Annotated in this window: 13 protein-coding genes and 1 pseudogene; 10 read left to right on the top strand and 4 right to left on the bottom strand. The window is 47.4% G+C overall.

What is annotated here, in order from left to right; translation table 11 throughout:
• Nucleotides 1–86: 86 nt before the first annotated feature.
• The 3 genes from QUB70_RS21925 to QUB70_RS21915 all read left to right on the top strand — a co-directional run bounded on the left by QUB70_RS21925 (nt 87) and on the right by QUB70_RS21915 (nt 1,046).
• Nucleotides 87–422 carry a KGK domain-containing protein gene (locus QUB70_RS21925; protein ID WP_332983419.1) on the top strand — a complete coding sequence of 112 codons (336 nt, stop codon included), beginning with the start codon at nt 87–89 and terminating at the stop codon, nt 420–422.
• Nucleotides 423–472: 50 nt separating this feature from the next.
• The gene (locus QUB70_RS21920; RefSeq protein ID WP_332983418.1) at nt 473–718 is read left to right on the top strand and encodes an HNH endonuclease; all 246 of its coding nucleotides are present in this window, start codon (nt 473–475) and stop codon (nt 716–718) included.
• 91 nt (nt 719–809) lie between these two features.
• Entirely contained in the window at nt 810–1,046 is a 237-nt protein-coding gene (locus QUB70_RS21915) for a type II toxin-antitoxin system Phd/YefM family antitoxin (protein ID WP_332983416.1), read from the top strand.
• A 232-nt stretch (nt 1,047–1,278) separates the two neighbouring features.
• On the opposite strand, the gene QUB70_RS21910 is transcribed toward QUB70_RS21915, so the two are convergent.
• Nucleotides 1,279–5,094: a glycoside hydrolase family 2 protein gene (locus QUB70_RS21910; protein ID WP_332983415.1), complete on the bottom strand. Its 3,816-nt coding sequence runs from the start codon at nt 5,092–5,094 to the stop codon at nt 1,279–1,281.
• A 238-nt stretch (nt 5,095–5,332) separates the two neighbouring features.
• Between QUB70_RS21910 and QUB70_RS21905 the strand changes: the two genes are divergently transcribed.
• On the top strand, nt 5,333–10,834 hold the full coding sequence (locus QUB70_RS21905; protein WP_332983414.1) for a PAS domain S-box protein: 5,502 nt from the start codon (nt 5,333–5,335) through the stop codon (nt 10,832–10,834).
• A gap of 65 nt (nt 10,835–10,899) precedes the next feature.
• A pseudogene (locus QUB70_RS32740) lies at nt 10,900–11,034 on the top strand (DUF6888 family protein); the annotation flags it as partial.
• On the opposite strand, the gene QUB70_RS21900 reads toward QUB70_RS32740, so the two are convergent.
• Nucleotides 11,012–12,181, bottom strand: coding sequence for an RNA-guided endonuclease InsQ/TnpB family protein (locus tag QUB70_RS21900; RefSeq protein ID WP_332983413.1), 1,170 nt, complete (start codon nt 12,179–12,181; stop codon nt 11,012–11,014). The pseudogene QUB70_RS32740 and the gene QUB70_RS21900 overlap by 23 nt on opposite strands.
• Before the next feature lie 124 nt (nt 12,182–12,305).
• Between QUB70_RS21900 and QUB70_RS21895 the strand changes: the two genes are divergently transcribed.
• The 4 genes from QUB70_RS21895 (at nt 12,306) to QUB70_RS21880 (ending at nt 18,556) form a co-directional block, all read left to right on the top strand.
• Nucleotides 12,306–12,452: a DUF6887 family protein gene (locus QUB70_RS21895; RefSeq protein ID WP_442927807.1), complete on the top strand. Its 147-nt coding sequence runs from the start codon at nt 12,306–12,308 to the stop codon at nt 12,450–12,452.
• Between the two features lie 104 nt (nt 12,453–12,556).
• Nucleotides 12,557–12,913, top strand: coding sequence for a hypothetical protein (locus QUB70_RS21890; protein WP_332983409.1), 357 nt, complete (start codon nt 12,557–12,559; stop codon nt 12,911–12,913).
• Between the two features lie 75 nt (nt 12,914–12,988).
• On the top strand, nt 12,989–17,119 hold the full coding sequence (locus QUB70_RS21885) for an ATP-binding protein (RefSeq protein ID WP_332983408.1): 4,131 nt from the start codon (nt 12,989–12,991) through the stop codon (nt 17,117–17,119).
• A 105-nt stretch (nt 17,120–17,224) separates the two neighbouring features.
• Entirely contained in the window at nt 17,225–18,556 is a 1,332-nt protein-coding gene (locus QUB70_RS21880) for a hybrid sensor histidine kinase/response regulator (protein WP_332983407.1), read from the top strand.
• Between the two features lie 756 nt (nt 18,557–19,312).
• Here QUB70_RS21880 and QUB70_RS21875 read toward each other — a convergent pair.
• Nucleotides 19,313–19,852: a GIY-YIG nuclease family protein gene (locus QUB70_RS21875; RefSeq protein ID WP_332983406.1), complete on the bottom strand. Its 540-nt coding sequence runs from the start codon at nt 19,850–19,852 to the stop codon at nt 19,313–19,315.
• 59 nt (nt 19,853–19,911) lie between these two features.
• Nucleotides 19,912–20,238 carry a hypothetical protein gene (locus QUB70_RS21870; RefSeq protein ID WP_332983405.1) on the bottom strand — a complete coding sequence of 109 codons (327 nt, stop codon included), beginning with the start codon at nt 20,236–20,238 and terminating at the stop codon, nt 19,912–19,914.
• Nucleotides 20,239–20,481: 243 nt separating this feature from the next.
• On the opposite strand from QUB70_RS21870, the gene QUB70_RS21865 reads away from it, so the two are divergent.
• Nucleotides 20,482–21,279 carry a hypothetical protein gene (locus QUB70_RS21865; RefSeq protein WP_332983404.1) on the top strand — a complete coding sequence of 266 codons (798 nt, stop codon included), beginning with the start codon at nt 20,482–20,484 and terminating at the stop codon, nt 21,277–21,279.
• Nucleotides 21,280–21,670: the final 391 nt, after the last annotated feature.

Genomic DNA, 21,670 nt, shown 5'->3' with positions numbered 1-21,670 from the left:
TTATTTTTATTTGGCGATTTTACTGGCTTTTTCATTTTAACCCTTTTTTGGCATACTCGCCAAAGTGAGATGCACCCAATGGAGTTTTGCCTGAATATGGGTTAGGAGAAACACTCACTAAGTCGTTAAGCCAAAATAAAATAAATATTGATGTAGGTCATAATGGTGATTTACATAACCTAAGATATTTATATGGGAAGTGGTTTGGTGAAGGTATAGATTGTGAAATTCTCAGAGTGGGTGCTCAGGGTTGGAAGAAAGGAAAGATGAAGCTCAAACTCAATGTCACTATAGAATTTTGCCCCGACGAACCAGAAATGGAAGAAACACCAGAAAACAACGAATCAGAAACTAGCCAACCAGAATCCCCCCTCGATGATTTGCGCCGCCAACTTCTCAATCAAGAAAACTCACCCAGCTAATTCATCAAACATCCGCGTTCATTCGCGTTCATCTGCGGTTAAAATACATCATGACTAAAACCCCCAGAATTCCCATTCCCCCCGAAGTCAGAAAATACGTATTCACCCGCAATAAATACCAATGCCAAAGCTGCGGCCAAACCAAACTAGAAACCCAACTGTCGATCGATCATATCATCCCCCTAGCCCGCGGCGGCAGCAACGACATCAGCAACCTGCAAACCCTCTGCCGCACCTGCAACCAAAAGAAAACAGACAAACTAGACCCGCGCTTCAGGCGACACTTTGACCTTTGATATTTAACAGTATAATAAAATCAGCAATTTAAGCTTGAAATTGCTAACCTCTGTTCGATCGCACTTTTAATCCCTAGCTTGGATAACTGCAATGGTGACAAAAACAGTTGACGTGCAAGAAGCACAGACAAATTTAAAAGAGTTATTATCTCTAGCACTTAAAGGCATAGAGGTTGTTCTCACAGAAGGTGGTATTCCCCTTGTCCGTTTAGCGCCCATAGCCTCCCCAACTAAGCAGCGTACAGCGGGATTGCACGCAGGATCGATCGGGACAAGCGACGATTTTGATGAACCGTTACCAGACGAATTTTGGACAGGGAATCTATGAAACTACTGCTGGATACTCATACATTATTCCTTCTTCCTTCTTCCTTCAATCCGTTACATCTCACATCTTGCACCATTGTCAAGAACAGGCAAGATGCCTGTTCCACAAGAAAATTTATCTCTTGTGGAACAGGCATCTTGCCTGTTCCTAAGCAAGTAATTGAGAATTGTGCAACATCTCAGTTACATCGGTTACATCCTTGGAGCGAATCCGTTGCTAAACTTCCTTCTTCCTACCATCGATAATACCGATAAGGATCGTCCCCCATCTCAAAATCCGTCTTGTAATCCGAGTGATAAAACTCATTACTCGAACCGTTAAATACAACCCCATCCGCCTTAAAACTAGCCCCCAAATTAGCCAAAATCTGAGCATTTGCGCGAGTTTGCCGCCAGCGAGTAAAACGCAAATAAGTCTTAGCATCAGCATTCAAACTATCCGGGTCAATCTGAGAGAAAATCGCCACGCCCTTACCTACAGCAACCCGACTTAACAAACCGCCAGCGCCGATTTCTCCCCCAGACTTAATCAACCAAGTATCATAAAAAGAGCGCGATCGCAAATCCGAACCGCTAACACCCTTCACCTCATCCCAACTCGGAACCGCCAGCGAACCGCCGAAATCCTTAGCTTGCTGCAAACCCACGCCCAAACCCGCAGCCGGCACTTGACGCGGGAGGAAAAACGCCTTCCCGCCAGCATTCAAATAACCGCGCAAATCAGCATCTTTCAGATTCGCTTGGGCCCCCACAATTGCCAAACCAACATCCTGAGAAAGAGCATTAGCCCGCTGATAATTTACCCCCAAACTGTCCAACTTCTTCGCATCCGCATCTCCCCCAATTAAAACCACCTTATCCGGCTTCCCCAAAACCGGGGAATTCATCCCGTAACTCACAAGTTGCTGGACTAATTGCGCCGCCCCACCATCCGCAGCAAAATGGTCTTCCAAATCCAACTCATTTAAAATCAGCCGCCCTTTTCCGTAATCCAATTCCATCAGCGGCGAATAAGCTAAATCGAACTCAGATTCCAAAATTGGCCGCCAACCGCTGCGGTGCGGCTTCTCTATTGAAGCGCTGCTGACACCGCCGCGATTTCCCCAATGCCAGCCGTACCAAGGCATATTTGACGGACTCAATCTTGCCCCGGTTTGAATCGTATTGGGATACGCTTCAATCAGCGTACTTTCCCCCATCCAATCGCGCAAATCTGCATCGTCCAAACCGCTAATTGCCGGGTGATTGCTGTCAACTGGATACGCGCGGCGGCTGACGTGTTCGGCAACCCGCAAACCCATGTTTCTCAGCCATTCCCGGCGCTGGGGAAACACAATTGCTTTGCCGCCGTTACGCACGAAAGTTTCTAAATTTCCCGGCAAATTTTGCCCGCTAGAAAACGCTTCCCTACCGATAATTAATAGCGATGAAACTTGCGAACCGTTCCACGGCACAACCTCGTAACCTAACTGTTTTAACATTGCCGATGTTTTGCCAAGTGGATCGAAGATTGCCACCGTATCCTTGACTTTCGATGGAGTGGAAAAAACCCGGAAAGCAAATGTATCAGAATGCGGGCGATCGCCCACTCGCGCAGTCAAGCGAATTTCGCCGTCAGTCTTGCTAGAAATTGTATTTGGCAATTTCACGTCAATTGGGAAAAACAGCGTGCCTGCTGTCTCAATACTTCCCTTCTTCTCCCCAGTTCCCACTTCTTCTCCCCCCACCAAGACTCGCCAATTAAACGCAAAATCTTGTTTCGCCCGAGTATCGTTAATTAACACTATTTGTTTAGCCAATTTTCCGCCTGCAAAAAAGTTGCTATCTTTCGCAGTAAAAGCCGGATTAGCACCAGCAATCCAAGCCAAGGTGGAGCTATTATTATTCACAATTGCCTCGCCTCCAGGATACATCTTGTAAGCTTCTGGCTGCCAATAATGCAAAAGATTATTCGACACTTGCTTCAAATAAACGCCCCGGCGACCAGGTTTAAATTCCCCAATATCCACCTTAGTTCTGCCAGCATCCGAAACCTCCCAACCGTGTCCTTCTTGCCAAGGAATCATCCCCCCAGACATCCCAAAAGTCCGCCAACTCCGCCAAGTATTCGTACTGAATAACTGCTGCAACTTTTGAAAAGCCGGTGCAAAATCTAACTCCTTGCTCATATGCCAGCTTTTATACTCTTGATCTTTGACAAATTGCTCCCGAACTTTACCTTTATAAGCCGGAGTTTCCAACTCGTAAGCTTGTTTCCCAAAATAAATCGCTGCAAACTCCGTCATCCAAGGTTCGCTGACAATCACCTTATCAAAACCTTGGCGGTTCCGCATCATCGTTGCGTGCAGAGGCGTGCCAAATTCTACCACCATGTAGGGCATTTCTCCGGTTTTGCTCCATTCGGAAATCCATTCTTCTCTTTCTTGCAACGGCATTACATTTAAATAAGAATTGAGAGAATAAACATCGCCAAAAGTGCCGCCTTGATGTACCATTACAGGTCTGGTTGGATCGACGGATTTCATATCAGCAAAGGCCTCATTTCCCAGGGGGGTTTTGGCGCGCATCCGCTGGTCTTCCACGGGGCCGAGAGTTCCTTCTATTTTTTTCTTGCCGATGCGGCGGGGATTTTGATCGTCACCGCTGCCGAAATAGTTGGGACTTGTCGCCCACATTAATACTGAGGGATGATTGCGGTAGCGGCGCATTTCTGTAGTCATTCGCGCTTTCCAGCGGTCTATTATTTGGCGGTTATTCCACTGTTCGCTCCAAGCGATGGGAGTAATGTCTAAAGCGGGAGCCATAATTGGAAAACCTTTGAGGTCGGCGCGTTCGGAAAATAGTTCTCGGAAATGCCATTTTCCGCGTTCGTCGTGATTCCAAGGCCAGATTTCTGTTATATTAAAACCGGCTTTTACATAGCCGTCAATTAAACTGTCAGAAACTTCTACTGTGCCACCTTCCCAAGTATCGGAATGCAAGTTTGGTCGCAGGCGAAATTCGGTTCCGTTCAAGAAAAACTTTCGTCCTTCTACCCAAAATTCTCGGAAGCCGAAAGGTTGGTCGTATTGCGTGTCAATGCCACTTCCTTTTACTGCTAATTGCAGGGTGTAAAGGTTTGGTTTACCGACATCCCAGAGGCTGGGATTTGGCCAATCCCACTGGATTTGTACGGTTTGAATTGGTTTAGCTTGAACGTTGGCAGTTCCTGTAAAGTTTTGTTCGATTTTGCCTTTTTCGTCGAGCATTTGAGCGATTAGTTGAACTTGACCGTTTTGGGTAACGTCTTTGAGTTCTACATCTAATTTAACTTGCTTGTTTCTGGTGGAAGTTTGGACGAATACGTCGCTAATTAGCGGGCCTGGGGGAACGGCCAGAAGCCGCACTTCGCCGATGATTCCGCGCGATTGCAAGTTGGATTTTGTTGTATAAATTTCTGTGGGACTCATAATCACGGCTTTGTCTTTTTCGTCGGATACTGCCGCGACTAAGATAGATATTGTATTTTGACCTGGTTTTGCTGCTTTGGTAATCTCAACAGTGCCGTAGGGCCATTCGATTTGACCGCAGTTAATGCCGTTTACAAAGATGACTGCATCGGTACTGACTCTGGCTAAATCGATAAAAAATCGGCGGTTTTTCCAGTCGCCGGGAATGTCTATATTTCTCTGATACCAGGCTTTTGATAGTTGTTTGCTGTTGAATTTTTCCCAAGAATTGCCGGTGCCGCGAGTGATGATTCCGGGTACGAATTCGCTTTTTTCTTCTTGCCAGTCTCCGGGTACTTGGATGGAGCCCCAACTGGGGGATGCCGGGGGACTTTGGGGGTTGCCAATGGCGGGGACAAATTGCCAGGTGCCGTTGAGGTAGATTTGGTCGCGCTTGTTGTCGATCGCACTTGCGGCCACTGAGGTAAGATTGGGAAAGCCGATCGACGATATTACTGAATTGCTGGCCGAGTTGGGATTTTGAAGCGCGTAACCGATGAATCCGAAGACGGTGGCGGCTGCGAAAAATAATCCGATAATTTTTGCCAACTTGTGATTCATGCTAAATTCCTCCCAGAAATCAGCCTATCCAATTTGTCCCTCGATCCATAATAGCAGTTTATTCAGCACCAGTCAGAAGTGCAAATCTGTCTCTCGGAAGATGGCACGCGCCAGACCAATGTGGTTTGTTATAGAAAAAACACATAATTAGTTTTAGCAATGTTGTTTTATCGGCACAACTAGCAACTAGCGCCATCGCTACAGGTCAACAAAAATGAGTCGGTTCCAGGTCTTGCCCTTGCCCATTAAATCTTACAGCATTGCTACATTTAGCGTCGCTACGGCCTTACTGCTGACAACTCTGTTACTGTTGGCACTCCAGGCAACTCCTGCAATCTTACTTTTGGCCGCTGCAATGGTTAGCGCTTGGTATGCTGGCTTAAAGGCCGCAGAACAAGAACTAGAAATAGAACGCAAAATTATTTCAAAAGTAATTGACACGACGGCTTGCTTGATTGTCGTTCTCGACAGCCAAGGACGGATTGTCCGCTTCAACCAAGCTTGCGAAAAAACAACAGGCTACTCGGCAGCAGAAGTTGTTAATAAATATGTTTGGGATTTGTTCTTAATTCCCGAAGAAGTAGATCCAGTTAAAACAGTTTTTAGCCAGCTAAACGCCGAACACTATTATAGCGAATATCAAAATTATTGGCGCAGTAAAAACGGAGCCAAGCGCTTCATTTCTTGGTCTAATACAGTGATGCTCGATGGCGAGGGTTTGGTAGAATATGTGATAGCAAGCGGTATCGATATTACTGACCGCAAAGAAGCAGAAATAGCCCTGGCTTTATCCTACACTAACCTAGAAAGCCGCGTCAAACAGCGAACGGCCGAACTGACAGTAGCTAAAGAAGCGCTGCAAGCTCAAGAAGAACGATTTCGCTGTTTGAGTTCCTGTTCGCCGGTGGGCATTTTTATGGCGGATTTTGAGGGGCGCTACACCTACGCAAACCCTCGCACTCAGGCTATTTGCGGCTTGAGTTTGGCAGAACTTTTAGGAGGCGGTTGGGAGAATTGCATTCACCCGGAAGACCGCGATCGCGTACTGACCCGGTGGCTGGATTATACTCGCAAAGGTGGGGAATACGCGATCGAGTATCGCGTGCAAACACCAGAGGGGATTGTGCGCTGGATTAACGTTTGTTCCTCGCAGATGTTCTCCGACTCCGGCGAACTCATCGGATACGTGGGCACGGTGAGAGATGTCACCGAAACACAACAAGCGCAAGCAGCTTTGGCAAGCAGCGAACAGCAACTGAGAACGCTGCTAGAAAATACGCCAGATGTGATTATCCGCACTGACAAAGAACTGCGTTATATTTATGTCAATCAAGCAGTTGGAAGAAGCCAAGGAAAACCTGTTTCATTCTTCCTCGGCAAAACCAGTCAAGACATAGGAATGCCGCCGGAACTGTGCCAGATGTGGGATGAAACCCTGCGCAAAGTGTTAGAAACAGGTCGAGAAGAAATCATCGAATTTCAGGCATTTTCAATTAACGGGTTCAGAAGTTATCAATCTCGCGTAGTTCCCGAATTAGACAAAGACGGCGTACCAGAATCGGCTTTAATTGTAGCCCGCGATATTACAGAAATAAAACTTGCGGAAACTCAAAGATTGCAGTTAACAATCGAGCAAACAGCGAGGGAAAAAGCCCAAATAGAACAGCAGCGATCGGCATTTTTAGCTGAAGTCAGCAAAATGCTGGCTGCTGCGTTTGACGGAGCAACGGTGCTGCAAAATGTAGCAGAATTAGCGGTAAATTCGATCGCTGACGGGTGCTGCATTCATTTGACCGAAACCGACTCAAAAGTGCGCCGCGCGGCTGTGGCTCACGCAGATCCCTCTACGGTTGATATTCTGAATAACTTGAGAATCCGCAGCCCGTTAGCGAAGCCCTCGAAGAGGATCGACTCTACTGCTGTTAACGGCTATCCGCTGGTAATCCGCAGCGGAACATCAGAACTAATTGCCGAAGTGGATGAGGAAATTTTAGCAGCAGGAGCCGAAAATGCAGCAGAATTGGAAATATTGCGATCGCTCAATATCGGATCTCACGCTTGCGTACCGCTGAAGGCGCGCGGGCGGGTAATGGGTGCGATCGCTTGCTTTACCTCGAAGTTGGGCCGCCGCTACAGTGCAGGGGACATGGCAATGCTAGAAGATTTAGCATACCGCGTGGCGATCGCCCTCGACAACGCCAGACTGTACGCAGAAGCGCAGCAAGCACTATCTCAAAAATCGCAATCCTTGGCCTTAATTGACTCGCTGCTAGAAGCATCTCCCCTAGCGATTTGCTTTCTCGATCGCGAAATGCGCTTCATCCATATCAATCAAGTATTAGCAGAACTCAACGGTTTGCCGATAGAACAGCATCTCGGTCAAGACTTCCGGCAATTGTTGCCAGAATATGCAGCAAAATTTGCGGCGATAATTCAGCAAGTTTTAGAAACCGGTCAGCCTGTTTTAAACTTAGAAATGAGCGGCGAACCTCCTGGAAAACCAGGAACTTTAGGCTACTGGCTCGCCAACTACTACCCAGTGAAAAATGAAAGGGGAGAAATAATCGGAGTCGGGCTAATTATCACAGATATTACCGCAGCAAAACAAACCGAATTAGCTTTGCGGGAAAGCGAAATGCGCTGCCGCAGCGTGGTAGAATCTAACATGATCGGCATCGGTTTCTGGGAGGCCAACGGCGAAGTTAGTGACGCTAACGACGCTTTGCTGGAAATGATCGGATATACAAAGGAAGACTTAGTTTCGGGACAGATCCGCTGGCTGGAACTTACGGCGCCGGAATATCTAGAACTCGATCGCGCCGCCATCGCGCAAGTCGAAGCAGAAGGAAGTTGCACACCTTTTGAAAAAGAATATCTCCGCAAAGACGGCACGCGGTTCCCAGTTTTAGTCGGGGGCGGAAACTTCCCAGGATGCACAGACAAAGGAGCATTCTTCGTACTCGATATCACCGATCGCAAACAAGCCGAAAACCAGATCCGAGAAAACGAAATACGCATTCGCCGCCAACTAGCAGAACTCGACTTAGTTTACAACACCACACCAGTCGGGCTGTGCTTTGTGGATACCAATTTGCGCTACATCCGCATCAACGAATGCCTCGCTGCGATCGGCGGCCGATCGATCCGAGAGCACATCGGGCGCACCGTCAGAGAAGCGATTCCCGAAATGGCCGATATGCTAGAGCCGATTTACCGCCAAGTGCTCGCGACGCAAACCCCCGCGACCGACTTGGAAATTAAAGCCGAAACCAGGCAACAGCCGGGAGTTTTGCGGGATTGGCAAGTCAGCTTTTACCCCGTTAGCGATGAATCGGGAACGCTTTTGGGCGTCAGCAGCGTGTTTGCCGAAATCACCGATCGCAAGCAAGCAAAACGGGTAATCCAGCAAAGCGAAGCCATGTTCCGGCGGCTGTTCGAGTCAAATATTTTCGGAGTCGCGATCGGCGATTTTAGCGGCCGCATCGCCTACGCCAACGAATCCCTGCTCGAAATGGTCGGCTACACCCGCTCAGACTTGCTCTCCGGTCAAATGCGCTGGGACAGGATGACCCCCCCCGAATACCTGCACCTCGACGCCAAGGCGGCCGGGGAACTGCGGGCTAAGGGAGTCGCAACTCCTTTCAAGAAAGAGTACATCCGCAAAGATGGCAGCCGCGTGCCGATTCTGATGGGCGGGACGATCCTGTGCCCGGACAACCGCGAACCAGAGACGATCGTCGCATTCTACATCGACTTGACCGAGATATCGCGGGTGGAAGCAGAACTCAAAAACAATCAAGAACGGCTGCAAATCGCTCAGCAAGCAGGCAAAATCGGAAGTTTTGAATGGAACGTCCAAACCAACGAGCTCGCGTGTACGCCTGAGTTAGAGGCTTTGTACGGGCTGCCGGCCGGCAGTTTGGACAGCTATCAAACTTGGCGGGAGATGGTGCATCCAGACGATCGCGCTGTTACCGAACAGCAGGTGCAGGCTGCGGGCGCGTCCGGGGAGGAATTAAACATTGAGTTCCGCATCTGCCGCCCGGATCGAAGCGTGGGCTGGATTGCTTGCAGGGCTAAGGTGTTTCCCGACGATCGCGGTTTGCCTTGGCGGACGATCGGGGTGAACGTCGATATCACCGATCGCAAACAAGCAGAAGCAGCGCGATCGCAAATCAATCAAACTTTGGAAGCATTGATTCAGGCTTGTCCCCTAGCAATTACCGTTTTCGGCGCCGACGGTACTGTGAAAATGTGGAACCCAGCCGCAGAGAGGATTTTTGGCTGGTCAGAATCAGAAGCGGTAGGTCAATTCGCGCCCAGCGTTCCCGCAGACAAGCGGGAGGAATTCACGGCGAAGTTGAAAGGAATTCGCGCCGGAAACGCGATCGCCGGCATGGAAACCCAGCGCCAAAGGAAAGACGGCAGTTCGATCGACATCAGTTTGTGGGCAACTCCAGTCCGCGACGGCAAGGGCAACATCAACTGTATGTCGATCGTCGCCGACATCAGCGATCGCAAGCAAGCCGAGGCAGAACTCGCTCAGTTGCTCGATCGCGAACAGGCCGCCAGAGCCCAAGCAGAAGCCATCAACCGCCTCAAAGACGAGTTTCTAGCCACTCTTTCCCACGAACTGCGGACGCCTTTAAATGCGATTCTGGGCTGGGCGCAGATGCTGCGCGGCCGCCCGTACACGGAAGCTTCTTTAGCTTCGGGTTTGGAAGCGATCGAGCGTCAGTCGAGGGTGCAGGTGCAGCTAGTGGAAGATTTGCTCGACGTTTCCCGGATTATTCAAGGCAAGCTTGCTCTCAAACTCGGCTGGTTCGATATGGTAAAGACGATCGAAGTTACTCTGAGTTCAGTTCGTTTTGCAGCCGATGCCAAGTCTGTCACCCTTTCTGAAGAATTTGACCCCGCAGTCGGCTTGATGTGGGGCGACGCCCGGAGGTTGCAGCAGGTAGTCTCGAATTTGCTGACTAACGCCGTCAAGTTTACGCCTTCTGGAGGCACTGTGGAACTGCGCTTATCTGCGTTAGCTGTTGGTAATTCCTCATCGCCTAATTACGTGCAAATTACTGTCAGCGATACCGGAAAAGGCATTTCTGCTGAGTTTCTGCCCTACGTGTTCGATCGCTTCCGACAAGCAGACGGCTCGATTACTAGGGCTGACAGCGGTTTGGGACTGGGATTGGCGATCGTCCGGCACTTGGTGGAACTCCACGGCGGCACTGTGACAGCAGAAAGTCCGGGTAAAGACAAGGGTGCGACATTTACGGTGAAACTGCCGTTCAAACAGCGTCGGAGGCAGCAGCCGCAGTTGAGAGGGGAAAGGAAAGCCGCTCCCGTGCGTCAGGGTATTTTGGCTGGTTTAAAGGTGTTGGTAGTTGACGACGAACCTGACAACCGCGAGTTTTTGACTGTTGCGCTAGAACATTTCGGGGCGACTGCGACGGAGGCTGCTTCGGCGGAGGAGGCGATCGGCATTTTACAGCAGTCGCCTCCGGATATTTTAGTCAGCGATGTCGGTATGCCCGTTGAGGACGGCTACTCGCTGATCCGCAAAGTGCGATCGTCCGAATCCGACAAAATCAGGCGCTTGCCCGCCGTGGCGCTGACAGCTTATGCTAGCGAACAAGACCGCGCGAGGGCGATCGCCGCCGGTTACAACGAACACTTAACAAAGCCGATCGATCCCGCTCTATTCGCCGCCGTTTTAGCCAAGTTAACAAATTTGCATTAGGGCGATCGGGTTCGATGAACGCACAAATAAGATCATTTCCGTGATGGTACCGGACATAATATAACGTCTACATTTTGGCTGGTGAAACTATCGAAATAGAGATTTATCCTAACGGGCAATGGAGATACTCTGTTGACATCCACCCCGACCGTCGCGGACGGGGATTCCCAATCATCGCTAATTGGGTTTCTGCTTCATAGCACCAGCCTTCCGAGACTTACTCTCTTCGGGTCTTACGGTTGCTCCACAGACTGAAACGGCTAGCCCAGCCGCCAAAATGTTCTTTGCAGCATTGATATCGCGATCGTGGTTTGTCCCGCACTTGGGACATTCCCAATCGCGAATCTTCAAAGGCAATTTCTCAACAATGTGACCGCACTTTCCACAGCGTTTAGAACTAGGAAACCAGCGGTCTATTTTTATTAAATTTCGCCCGTACCAATCGCACTTGTAGCTTAGTTGGCGAATCAATTCACTCCAACTAGCATCGCTAATGGCAAGAGCTAACTTATGGTTTTTAACCATCTTCTTGATAGCTAAATTCTCAACTACAATCGTTTGGTTTTCCCGAACGAGTTGAGTCGCTAGCTTATGAAGAAAATCTTTACGCAGATCAACTATCTGTGCGTGAACTTTTGCCACTTGTCTCCGGGCTTTCTCTCGATTGTTGCTTCCCGAATGCTTGCGAGCTAAAGCTTTTTGCTGTGTTTTCAACTTCTTGCGAAGTTTCTTGAAAGGCTTGGGATTGGCGATTTTATCGCCGTCGCTAGTAGCAATCAAGCTTGTAATCCCCACATCCAATCCGATAGTTTTATCTGTTTTGGGAAGTGGTTGGATTGTGTAGTCATCTACCAATATTGATACAAACCAAAGTCCAGCGGGTGTTAATTTCACCGTAATAGTTGACGGAATGCACCCTTCAGGAATTTGTTTGCTCCAACGGATAGGTAACGGCTCATTGCATTTAGCCAAGAATACCTGTCCGTTCTTCCAGCGGAAGGCAGACTTGGTGAATTCAGCGCTGCCACCGTTATGCTTTTTCTTGAAATTAGGATATTTGGCTCGTCCTGCAAAGAAATTGGTGAACGCTGTTTGGAGGTGGCGCAGTCCTTGCTGAAGAGGTACGCAGCTAACTTCATTCAAAAAGTCAAGTTCTTCCTCTTTCTTCCAGTTCGTTAGCATAGACGAAGTTTCGCCGTAGCCAACTCTTTCTTGGCGCTCGTACCAAGATTCGGTGCGGTAAGCCAAAGCCTTGTTGTACACTAACCGGGTGCAGCCCATTGTCCGTCGCAAGAGTTTTTCTTGCTCGGCGGTGGGATAGAATCGGTAGCGGTAGGCTTTTTCCATCGTCACAGTCTAACACGTCTTTTGTGATATAGTTGGCTGAGTGTTGTATATTTTTGTCAAGCCGTCCTATAAGGCGATGTGCTGAGCGAAGTCGAAGTAACGGGGTTTCCACCCATTTTTTTTGATGAACAGAACTAATTTTCAAACTATGAGCCGAAAAGAATTGCGAGCTTACGTACTTGCTCACCGAGAAGATAATGAGGCTTTCTATGCTTTTGTCGATCGGCTGCATGAATCTGTAGCCGTAACAGAGGCAGCAGTTGTTAAATAGACCTCTTGCAAAAATCCTTTTAATCAAATTCTGGAACGGGCAAGATGCCCATTCCACAAGAAAAAAAAATTGTGGGATGGGCATCTTGCCCGTCCTAGTTATTTTTGCAAGAGGTTAAATGGTTGCACTTCCAGCACCCGAATCAAACTATTAATAAACTTCCCGAAAGCTACTCTAGCTTGACTTTGATAGATTCAGAGGGAAATCAAACAGAAGTTAAAATTCAAAATACGGGCAGTTCTCTGCCAACCAATAAGCCATTTATAGAGCTTTTAATTAACGACACGATTGCCGAGAGACACAAAGAAATTAGAAAAGTTATCACAGTTTTTGTAAGTAAAAATGAATCAAATGCCAAACAGCTAGAAACAGAACTGACAGAAGCAAATTTTGACATCCGCGCCCAATCTTCGCTGGTAGTTGGCTATATTGAAGCCGGAGGAACATTTCAGAGCCTGTAGGGCGCGCGAATTCCCGGGAGAAAAGGCAGGCTACAGCAGTTAAAATACGACTATCAGCGCAATTGGTTCACACCCATGCCTATTTATCCCCTCAACCGCCCAGTTGCCAAACTTTTCAGCAAGCTTCCCCTGCGAACGGTTCTGATTGTTCCCTTTGTTTTGCAAACGATAAGTGTAGTCGGGCTAGTGAGCTATCTTTCTTTTAAAAGCGGTCAGGAATCAGTCGAGGATGTAGCGCATCAGCTAATCGAACAAGTAGGAGAACGTACCCGCGATCGCCTCGCGGATAACGATGGGCCCTCGGAAATCAATACCTTTCTGGCTAGGCTGCACTTCTCCTCGTCGGGACACACTTTTATTATGGATCGATCGGGCAATCTGATTGCCGCATCCACACTAGAAAAACTTTTGGTGACGCAAGCAAAAAAGCAACCGACGCGATTGCTAGCGGTCAACAGCAAGGACACCCGAACGCGAGATATTGCTCGACTACTCGCCAACCGATTTGGCAACTTCCGCACCCTGCAAACAACCCAGCAATTTACCCTAGCGAGCAAGGGCTCGCGGCAGTTTGTCGGCGTCACTCCTTATCGAAATACCCGCGGCTTGGATTGGTTGATTGTGGTGGTGGCGCCAGAGTCTGATTTCATCGCTCGCATTCAAACAAATACCCGCAACACATTGTGGTTGTGCGTCGGTACGCTACCGCTGGCGATCGCGATCGGATTCTTGACTTCCCGTTGGGTAACAAAGCCAATTAGGCGCTTGAATACGGCCGCCAAAAATCTTGCAAAAGGAAAATGGGATCTAGCTTTAGAAATTAGACGCTTGGATGAAGTCGGAGAACTCGCCAATTCCTTTAATCTTATGGCAGCGCAACTGCAACAGGCTTTTGCAGACCAAAAATCTTTAAATGAAGCTTTAGCGCACAGCGAGAGCCAACTCAAGCAATTTATCGAAGCCATACCTGCGGGAGTATCTATCCACGATGTGTCGGGTAAAGTCGTGTACTTCAACGAAACTGCCAAGCATTGGCTGGGTGTAGAAACTATCCCCGATCGGACTTTAGAAGAAGCAGTAGAAGTTTATCAAATCTACCGCCAAAACCAGCCGTATCCAATTGAAGAACTGCCCGCATTCCGAGCGCTGCGCGGCGAAACGGTATTCCTTGAAGATGTAGAACTTCATCGAGATGGGGAATTTATTCCTTTTGAGGTGCGCGCCACACCAATTTTCGACGAAGGCGGAAACATTATTTATGCCATCAATATTTTTTCTAACATCGCACAGCGGAAACAATCTGAAAAAATTTTAACCGACTACAATCGCACTTTAGAAGCCGAAGTAGCAGAACGTACCTGCGCCTTAGCTCGTGCTAACGAACTATTACAATATGAAATTGCCGAGCGCAAATTGCTCGAACAAAAACTTTACTCTTCGACCGAGCAAGTTGTGAAAATATTCGAGTCGATCGCAGATATTGTATTGATTTTAGAGCCGCGAGCAAAAACCATCCAAATTATACCGACTAAGGGAATTTTTCAATACAACTATCAGACGAATCAAATCGACTCCCTCATCGAACATTTTTTTCAGGAGGAAAGCGAGGAGATTTATTTCGCTCAAGTACGAATGGCATTGGAAACCCAACAAACTATTAATTTTGATTACAGTCTACAGATTAATAACCAAGAAGTTTGGTTTGCTGCTAAAATTTCGCCGCTGTCCGATCGCTCTGCGGTTTGGGTAGCCCGCGACATTAGCGATCGCCAGTTGGCCGAATCCCGACTGATCGAAGCCCAAAAAATTGCCCGTATTGGCAGTTGGGAACACGATAGCGCCACCGCAACAACCACTTGGAGTGAAGAACTCTATCGCATTTACGAACTCGATCCGACTCAAAAACCGCTGTCAAGCGAACAATTAATCGAGCGTTTTCATCCAGAAGATCGATCGCGCTATCTCACAATGGTTCGCGAGAAAGCTATGAAAGGACAAAGCTTTGAAATCGATCTGCGACTGATCCGCAGAGATGGCTCGCTCAGTTACATTGAAGTCAGAGGGAAACCGGTTTACGATGAAAAAGGGCAGTTGCTCCGTTTGTTCGGCACTGTCTTGGATATTAGCGATCGCAAACAAGCCGAGTCAGCTTTGCGAGAAAGCGCGCAGCGGGAACAAGCCATCGCCCGCAGCATCGATCGCATCCGTCAGTCCTTAGATATTGACACAATATTCAAAACTACAACCTCTGAACTGCGACAAACCCTAAAATGCGATCGAGTCGGTATCTATCGTTTTAATCCTGATTGGAGCGGGGAATTTGTTGCCGAATCAATGGCCCCCGGCTGGATATCTCTGATGCAACAACCCGACGATTTTAATTTGCCAAACAATCTCTTAGAAGACTCTAGCTGTACCGTCAAAACTCTGCAAGCCTGCGGTGAATCAGTGCTGGATACCTATCTACAAAAAAATCAAGGCGGTATGTATGCTAGAGGCGTTCCTTACCGCATAATTGAAGACATATACAGCGCTGAGTTGAGTCCTTGTTACCTGGAAGTGTTAAAACAATTTCAAGCTAGATCCTACGTTATTTTCCCCATATTTTGCGGCAGTCAACTTTGGGGTTTGCTCGCCAGCTATCAAAATTCTGTACCCCGCACTTGGCGCGAAGCAGAAATCAATATTGGGCTGCAAATTAGCACTCAACTGGGAGTCGCCTTACAACAAGCTCAATTGCTCGAAGCCACTCAACAGCAAGCAGTACAGCTCCAACAAGCCGCCTGGGCCGCAGAAGCCGCCAACCTCGCGAAAAGCACTTTCCTGGCAAATATGAGCCACGAACTCCGCACCCCCCTCAACGCAATTCTGGGATTCTCCCAATTGATGCAGCGTTCTACCAACCTCAGTCGCGAACAGCAGGAAAATATCCGCATTATCAACCGCAGCGGAGAACACTTGCTAGCTGTGATCGATCAAATATTAGATTTAGCCAAAATAGAGGCGGGACGCATTACCCTCAACCCCACCGACTTTAAATTAAGCAGCCTGCTGAACCAGGTGGAAGAGATGTTTCAACTCCAGGCACGGGAGCAACACTTGCAGTTAATATTTAACTGCTCTAGCGATATTCCCGAATACGTGCAAACCGATCAACTTAAGTTGCGCCAAGTTTTAATTAATCTACTTTCTAACGCCATTAAGTTTACGAAAGAGGGAGGCATTACCGTAAGAGTAACTTCGGTTGTGGAGGGTGAAAATCAGCAATTACCAATCAGTAATTACCAATTACATTTTGAAATAGAAGACACTGGCTCCGGCATAGCGACCGATGAGTTAGAGAAGCTTTTTCAAGCTTTTGTGCAAACCAAAACAGGGAAAATATCTCAGCAGGGAACAGGCTTGGGTCTGGCGATCAGCCAAGAGTTTGTCAAGCTGATGGGCGGCATCATTACTGTGTGCAGCAAAGTACACTTCGGCACAACCTTCGCGTTCGATATCCCCGCCACCGCCGTTGATGCGGCGACCATTCAACCCGTACAGCCACCGCGTCGGGCGATCGCCCTAGAACCCAATCAACCGCGCTATCGTATTTTGATTGTGGACGATCGATCGGACAACCGCCAACTGCTGATCGAACTCCTCGCTGCCTTTGACTTTGAACTCAAAGAAGCCAGCAACGGCATAGAAGCTATTGACATATGGTCGAGTTTTGAGCCGCACTTAATTTTTATGGATATGTGGATGCCCGCGATGGATGGACATGAAGCGACGAAACGCATTAAAGCCACCGTTAAAGGTCAAGCTACCGCAATTATTGCCGTGAGTGCCGGTAACGCCGAGGAAGCGCGAACCGTTACTGTATCAGATGATTGGGATGACTTTATCCACAAACCCTTTCGAGATACAGAAATCTTTGCCACCCTGCACAAACATCTCGGAGTGCGTTACATTTACGATGAACCCGAGAGTGTCCCCGAGTCAACTTTAATCGAGGCTCCGACTCCAGAGACTCTGGCAGCTTTACCAGCAGATTGGCTGGCAGCTTTAGAGAAAGCGACAATTGAGTGCGATTTAGAGTTAATACTGATCCAAATTGACCAAATTCGCGATCGAAATGACGCTTTAGCTAGCGCTTTAGCCGCATTAGCCAACGAGTTTCAGTTCAATCAAATACTAGCTCTCATCCATCCCGAAACAAAATAAGAATGATATTATATCGGGTTTGCAGTGAAAATTTTAGTCCTCATAAAACCCAGAGAACTAAAGTTTTTACTGCAAACCTACAACGGTTATTTTAGCAGACTAGATATGAATTACGAAGCAACTCCCCTGTTAAAAGGGAATATTTTAATTGTTGATGATATTTCGGCTAATTTGCAACTTTTAGCTCAAATACTCTCGAAGCAAGGGTACAAAACACGCACCGCACCCGACGGTCAACTAGCTCTGAGGTCGATCGAGTTAACTCCTCCTGACTTGATTTTGCTCGACATCACGATGCCCGGTATGGACGGCTACACAGTCTGCCAAGCGTTGAAAGCTTCTCCCACAACCAAGGACATTCCCGTTATTTTTATCAGTGCTTTGAATGATGTGTTAGATAAAGTCAAAGCCTTTGAAGTTGGCGGTATAGATTATATCACAAAACCCTTTCACGAACAAGAAGTTGTGGCGCGCGTCTCAAATCAACTCGTGCAGCGCCAGTTGTTCCAACAAACACAATCCTACGCCCAGCAACTCCAACAAACCTTAACTGAACTCAAGAAGACTCAAGCTCAGTTAATACAAAAGGAAAAAATGGCTTCTTTAGGTCAGCTAGCGGCAGGAATTGCTCACGAAATCAACAATCCCGTCAACTTTATCTACGGCAATATTGCTCTAGCGACGGAGTATGCGCGAGATTTACTTCGCCTCGTCAAATTGTACCGACATTACTACCCGCACCCCGTTGCAGAAATTACCGGCGAATTGGACGTGATTCAACCCGACTTCATCGCAGAGGATTATTCAAAACTGCTGAATTCGATGAAAGATGGTGCTTCTCGGATTAGCAAAATTGTGCTCTCTTTGCGTAACTTCTCCCGCCTGGGCGAAGAAAAGTACAAGCCAGTGGATATTCATGAAGGCATTGACAATACTTTAGTTATTTTGCAGCACCGGCTCAAGGGAGCAAACAACGTTGATGAGATTGAGGTAATCAAACACTACAGTCAACTGCCAATAGTCACCTGTTACGCCAGTGAGTTAAATCAGGTGTTCATGAACCTGCTAACTAATGCTATTGATGCCCTGGAAAATCAACCGTCTCCCCGAAAAATTACCATCAGCACTTCAGTAAGTTCTGAGTCAGAACCTGCGCTGCACAATCTAGATTCAAAATTCGCAACTCAAAACGATCGATCCGTTGTGATTTTAATTGCCGATAACGGTTGTGGGATGAGCGAGGAAGTGCGCCACCAGATATTTGACCCATTTTTTACTACGAAGCCTGTCGGCCGCGGTATTGGATTAGGGTTGGCCATCAGTCACGATATTGTAGTGGAAAAACATCAAGGTCAAATCAGTTGTATTTCTGCTCCCGGCCGAGGGACAGAGTTGATTTTGCAGATTCCGATATCTGTTAAAGCAGTTGACAGTTGACAGTTGACGGTTGACAGTTGACAGTTGACAGTTGACAGTTGACAGTTGACAGTTGACAGTACGGGAATCAAACTATTTATGGTTGACGGGTATCGGCTCTATTCATTAGGTTATTTATGTCCGCGCCCGCTGTGGCGGTTGCTATAAATCTTAAAATGTTATAAGTTGGTAAGCTGTTACGCATTAGACCTCTTGCAAAAATAACTAGGACGGGCTCTCCGGCCCATCCCACAATTTTTTTTTCTTGTGGAATGGGCCGGAGAGCCCGTTCCAGAATTTGATTAAAAGGATTTTTGCAAGAGGTCTATTTAAAATAGTATTGTAGGGTGCGTCAGCCCTATCTTGTTTCCCTTGCTTAGTAAGTGTTCTAGCTGACGCACCCTACAGGCCTCGTTAGCGGTTTAAATGTCGAACAGCTTAGTGAGGACTTTAGGAATGAAAATTAAATAACTTACAATTTTTATTAGACCTCTTGCAAAAATAACTAGGACGGGCTCTCCGGCCCATCCCACAAAAAACATTTTTCCTTGTGGAACGGGCCGGAGAGCCCGTTCCAAAATTTGATTAAAAGGACTTTTGCAAGAGGTCTATTGTTTTTGTGGGATGGGCGTCCCGCCCGTCCATAAAGAACGGGCGTCCCGCCCATCCCACAAATATGTGTAAATTATTTAATTCGCGATCCTTAGTCCTTAGATAGAGGACTAAAGTCCTCACTACAAACAGGGTTGATTGTGGAGAATTAACCTGATATCGCAGTTACTTTAAATCGAGCAAGCCGCTAGTTTTTAGCTTGGGATTAAACCGGATTTCTTCAGTTACACCGCGATCTTTCAGCAGCGATAAAATTTCATTTTCCACCCGCCGCGCGACATTTTTCAACAATTTATCTTTAGCAATTTCATCGGCGAAGATACCTTCATAATTTGCCGTTTCTTGGGCAGTCATCACAGTTTTGGTGTCGATGGGCTCGTTCCACTTGGCAGCATCGACACCGTTGCCTTGGGGCTGGGAACCGTTTTCCGCAATCCAACTTTCTCGAATGCTTTCTAGGATAGTGCGGCTGGGTTTCTCGATAGTTTGGACTTTCAGCCAGTAGCAATATTGGGTTTGGCGTACCAAATGCTGTTTGAGGCTGAGGTAAATATCGCGAGAATAACCGACAAATTGCAGGACTTTCTCGCTGTCAAAAATCGCGTATACGCCAATTTTTCCCTGGACAAACTCGGGCAATTTTCCCTCGGAGTCAATGTAGGGAATGAATTCTAAGCTGGCGAGAGAGTGAATTTCTTCTGTCATCCGATTTTAAATTTTAGATTTTAGATTTTAGATTAAACCACAGATTAACCAGCCTTTACCTAACTCTTAAAAACTCGATAAATTGCACAGAGGCGGCTGGGTTTAAATATTTTGGCTTGGAACATGAAATTAGGCGGGACGTTGACGATCGCAAAATCGCTCGATTCGTGATACTTTTCAAATTCAGCAGGCATTCCCTTCGGCGTCTCGCTGCTGTAAGGGACTGGCTGAAAAAATAACTCGGCAAACTCAATGCGCGAGCACTGCAATTGTACGGCTACTTGTTGGAGAAAGCTGTCAGCGGTTAATAAACCGAACAGTGCAGTTTTAGCATCAGGTTCGAGGACAAAACTGCTATCGTAGCTTTCAATAATCTTGAGACCCATTTTCTGTATACTCCTGAAAGACGGCGGTTAACGGTTAACGGTTATCGGTTAACGGTTAACTGTTGAGCGATCGACTTAATCTTGAATTTTACCTGAGACTGACCGTTTTGAAGGCAGAAGGTATTCGGCACGAGGTCAATAAAAATACCACAATTCCGAAATTTTGACAAATAGCCCTGATTTATTTCCCGATCGCTTTTATCATGTCCCTATCGCAATCTACCAGACTACGACAAAAAGGCTATGCAGAAGATTGAAAAAGCATCATTTCCAGCTTCCAGAAGTGCCCCGAACCAGCCGGACTGGCTAGAATTGGCAGAATACGCCTCTGTGGCCGGTTCAGCGATTGGCACGATTGCTGCGGGATTGTCGGGCCAAATTCTCTATGCTGCTGCCCCTTTAACCGCAGCACTCTCGCTGAATCTCGCCAATCGCCAGCGTTTCGAGCAACAAATGCAACAAAAGGCAAATTCTGCGATCGCGGACGTACAGACCTCGGTAGAACGTCGATCGCAGCAAGTTCAGATGCTACCTGTACAACCTGCGGAACTCTACACCGCTGTCTCCGACTTGCAGCAGAAACTCCTGGGCTTGGAATCCGGCGCCATCGCCGACGTACAAGCTGCCGTAGCCTCCCTCCAACGCCAAGCGCAGGCGCTTCCGGGAGACTCTCAGGAGTTCAACACCATCCTGTCGGATTTGCAGCAAAAACTCCGCATTTTGGAAAATAGCGCCATCAAAGAGCAAGATTTTGAAAATGTCAACGTCCGATTTTTCTTGATGGACGAAAAGTTAACTGAACTTAAAACTATTACGGCTCAGTTGCAGGAGCGATCGAACAAAGTAGACTTGGATCGAATCCCAGGTTCTCTGAAGCAATTGCAGGATTTGCTCGATCGACCGACAATAAACGCAGAGATGTTGCAAACCGAGATTAAGCACTTGCATAAGCAAGTTTCCGAGTTGCAGCGGCAAAATCAAGAAATTGTCAAGCCTTATTTGCAGCGCCTGACTCGCGCAGTGAAGAAACTCAGTCAGTAGTCATTAGTCATTAGTCATTAGTCATTAGTCATTAGTCATTAGTCATTAGTCAGCAGTTATTAGTCATTAGTCATTAGTCATTGTAGCCTTAACCTTGTTACCAATGGGCTCTGCCTGGGAATACATACGCCGAGGCTTTGCCTCAATTACCAATTACCAATTATATCAATTCCGGTTGCACTCCTCGAAATGATTGTTGACTGTTGACTGTTGACTGTTGACTGCTGACTAAAATTATGTCAACTGACAACTGACTATTTGGAGATTTGAACAATACCGATGCAACCGGAAACGATATTAACCATTACAATTCCCAATTCCCAATTCCCAATTCCCAATTCCCAATTCCCAATTCCCAATTCCCAATTCCCAATTCCCAATTCCCAATTCC

Origin of the sequence: Microcoleus sp. A003_D6, from assembly GCF_036702825.1 — a bacterium.
Taxonomy (GTDB): domain Bacteria; phylum Cyanobacteriota; class Cyanobacteriia; order Cyanobacteriales; family Microcoleaceae; genus Microcoleus.
The sequence above is the reverse complement of the archived record's forward strand: the minus strand, read 5'-3'. Positions and strand labels throughout refer to the sequence as shown.

Coding starts and splice junctions, on each gene's coding strand:
- QUB70_RS21920 (WP_332983418.1), top strand. CDS start 473: ATGACTAAAACCCCCAGAATTCCCATTCCCCCCGAAGTCAGAAAATAC.
- QUB70_RS21915 (WP_332983416.1), top strand. CDS start 810: ATGGTGACAAAAACAGTTGACGTGCAAGAAGCACAGACAAATTTAAAA.
- QUB70_RS21910 (WP_332983415.1), bottom strand. CDS start 5,094: ATGAATCACAAGTTGGCAAAAATTATCGGATTATTTTTCGCAGCCGCC.
- QUB70_RS21900 (WP_332983413.1), bottom strand. CDS start 12,181: ATGGAAAAAGCCTACCGCTACCGATTCTATCCCACCGCCGAGCAAGAA.
- QUB70_RS21895 (WP_442927807.1), top strand. CDS start 12,306: ATGAACAGAACTAATTTTCAAACTATGAGCCGAAAAGAATTGCGAGCT.
- QUB70_RS21885 (WP_332983408.1), top strand. CDS start 12,989: ATGCCTATTTATCCCCTCAACCGCCCAGTTGCCAAACTTTTCAGCAAG.
- QUB70_RS21880 (WP_332983407.1), top strand. CDS start 17,225: ATGAATTACGAAGCAACTCCCCTGTTAAAAGGGAATATTTTAATTGTT.
- QUB70_RS21875 (WP_332983406.1), bottom strand. CDS start 19,852: ATGACAGAAGAAATTCACTCTCTCGCCAGCTTAGAATTCATTCCCTAC.
- QUB70_RS21870 (WP_332983405.1), bottom strand. CDS start 20,238: ATGGGTCTCAAGATTATTGAAAGCTACGATAGCAGTTTTGTCCTCGAA.
- QUB70_RS21865 (WP_332983404.1), top strand. CDS start 20,482: ATGCAGAAGATTGAAAAAGCATCATTTCCAGCTTCCAGAAGTGCCCCG.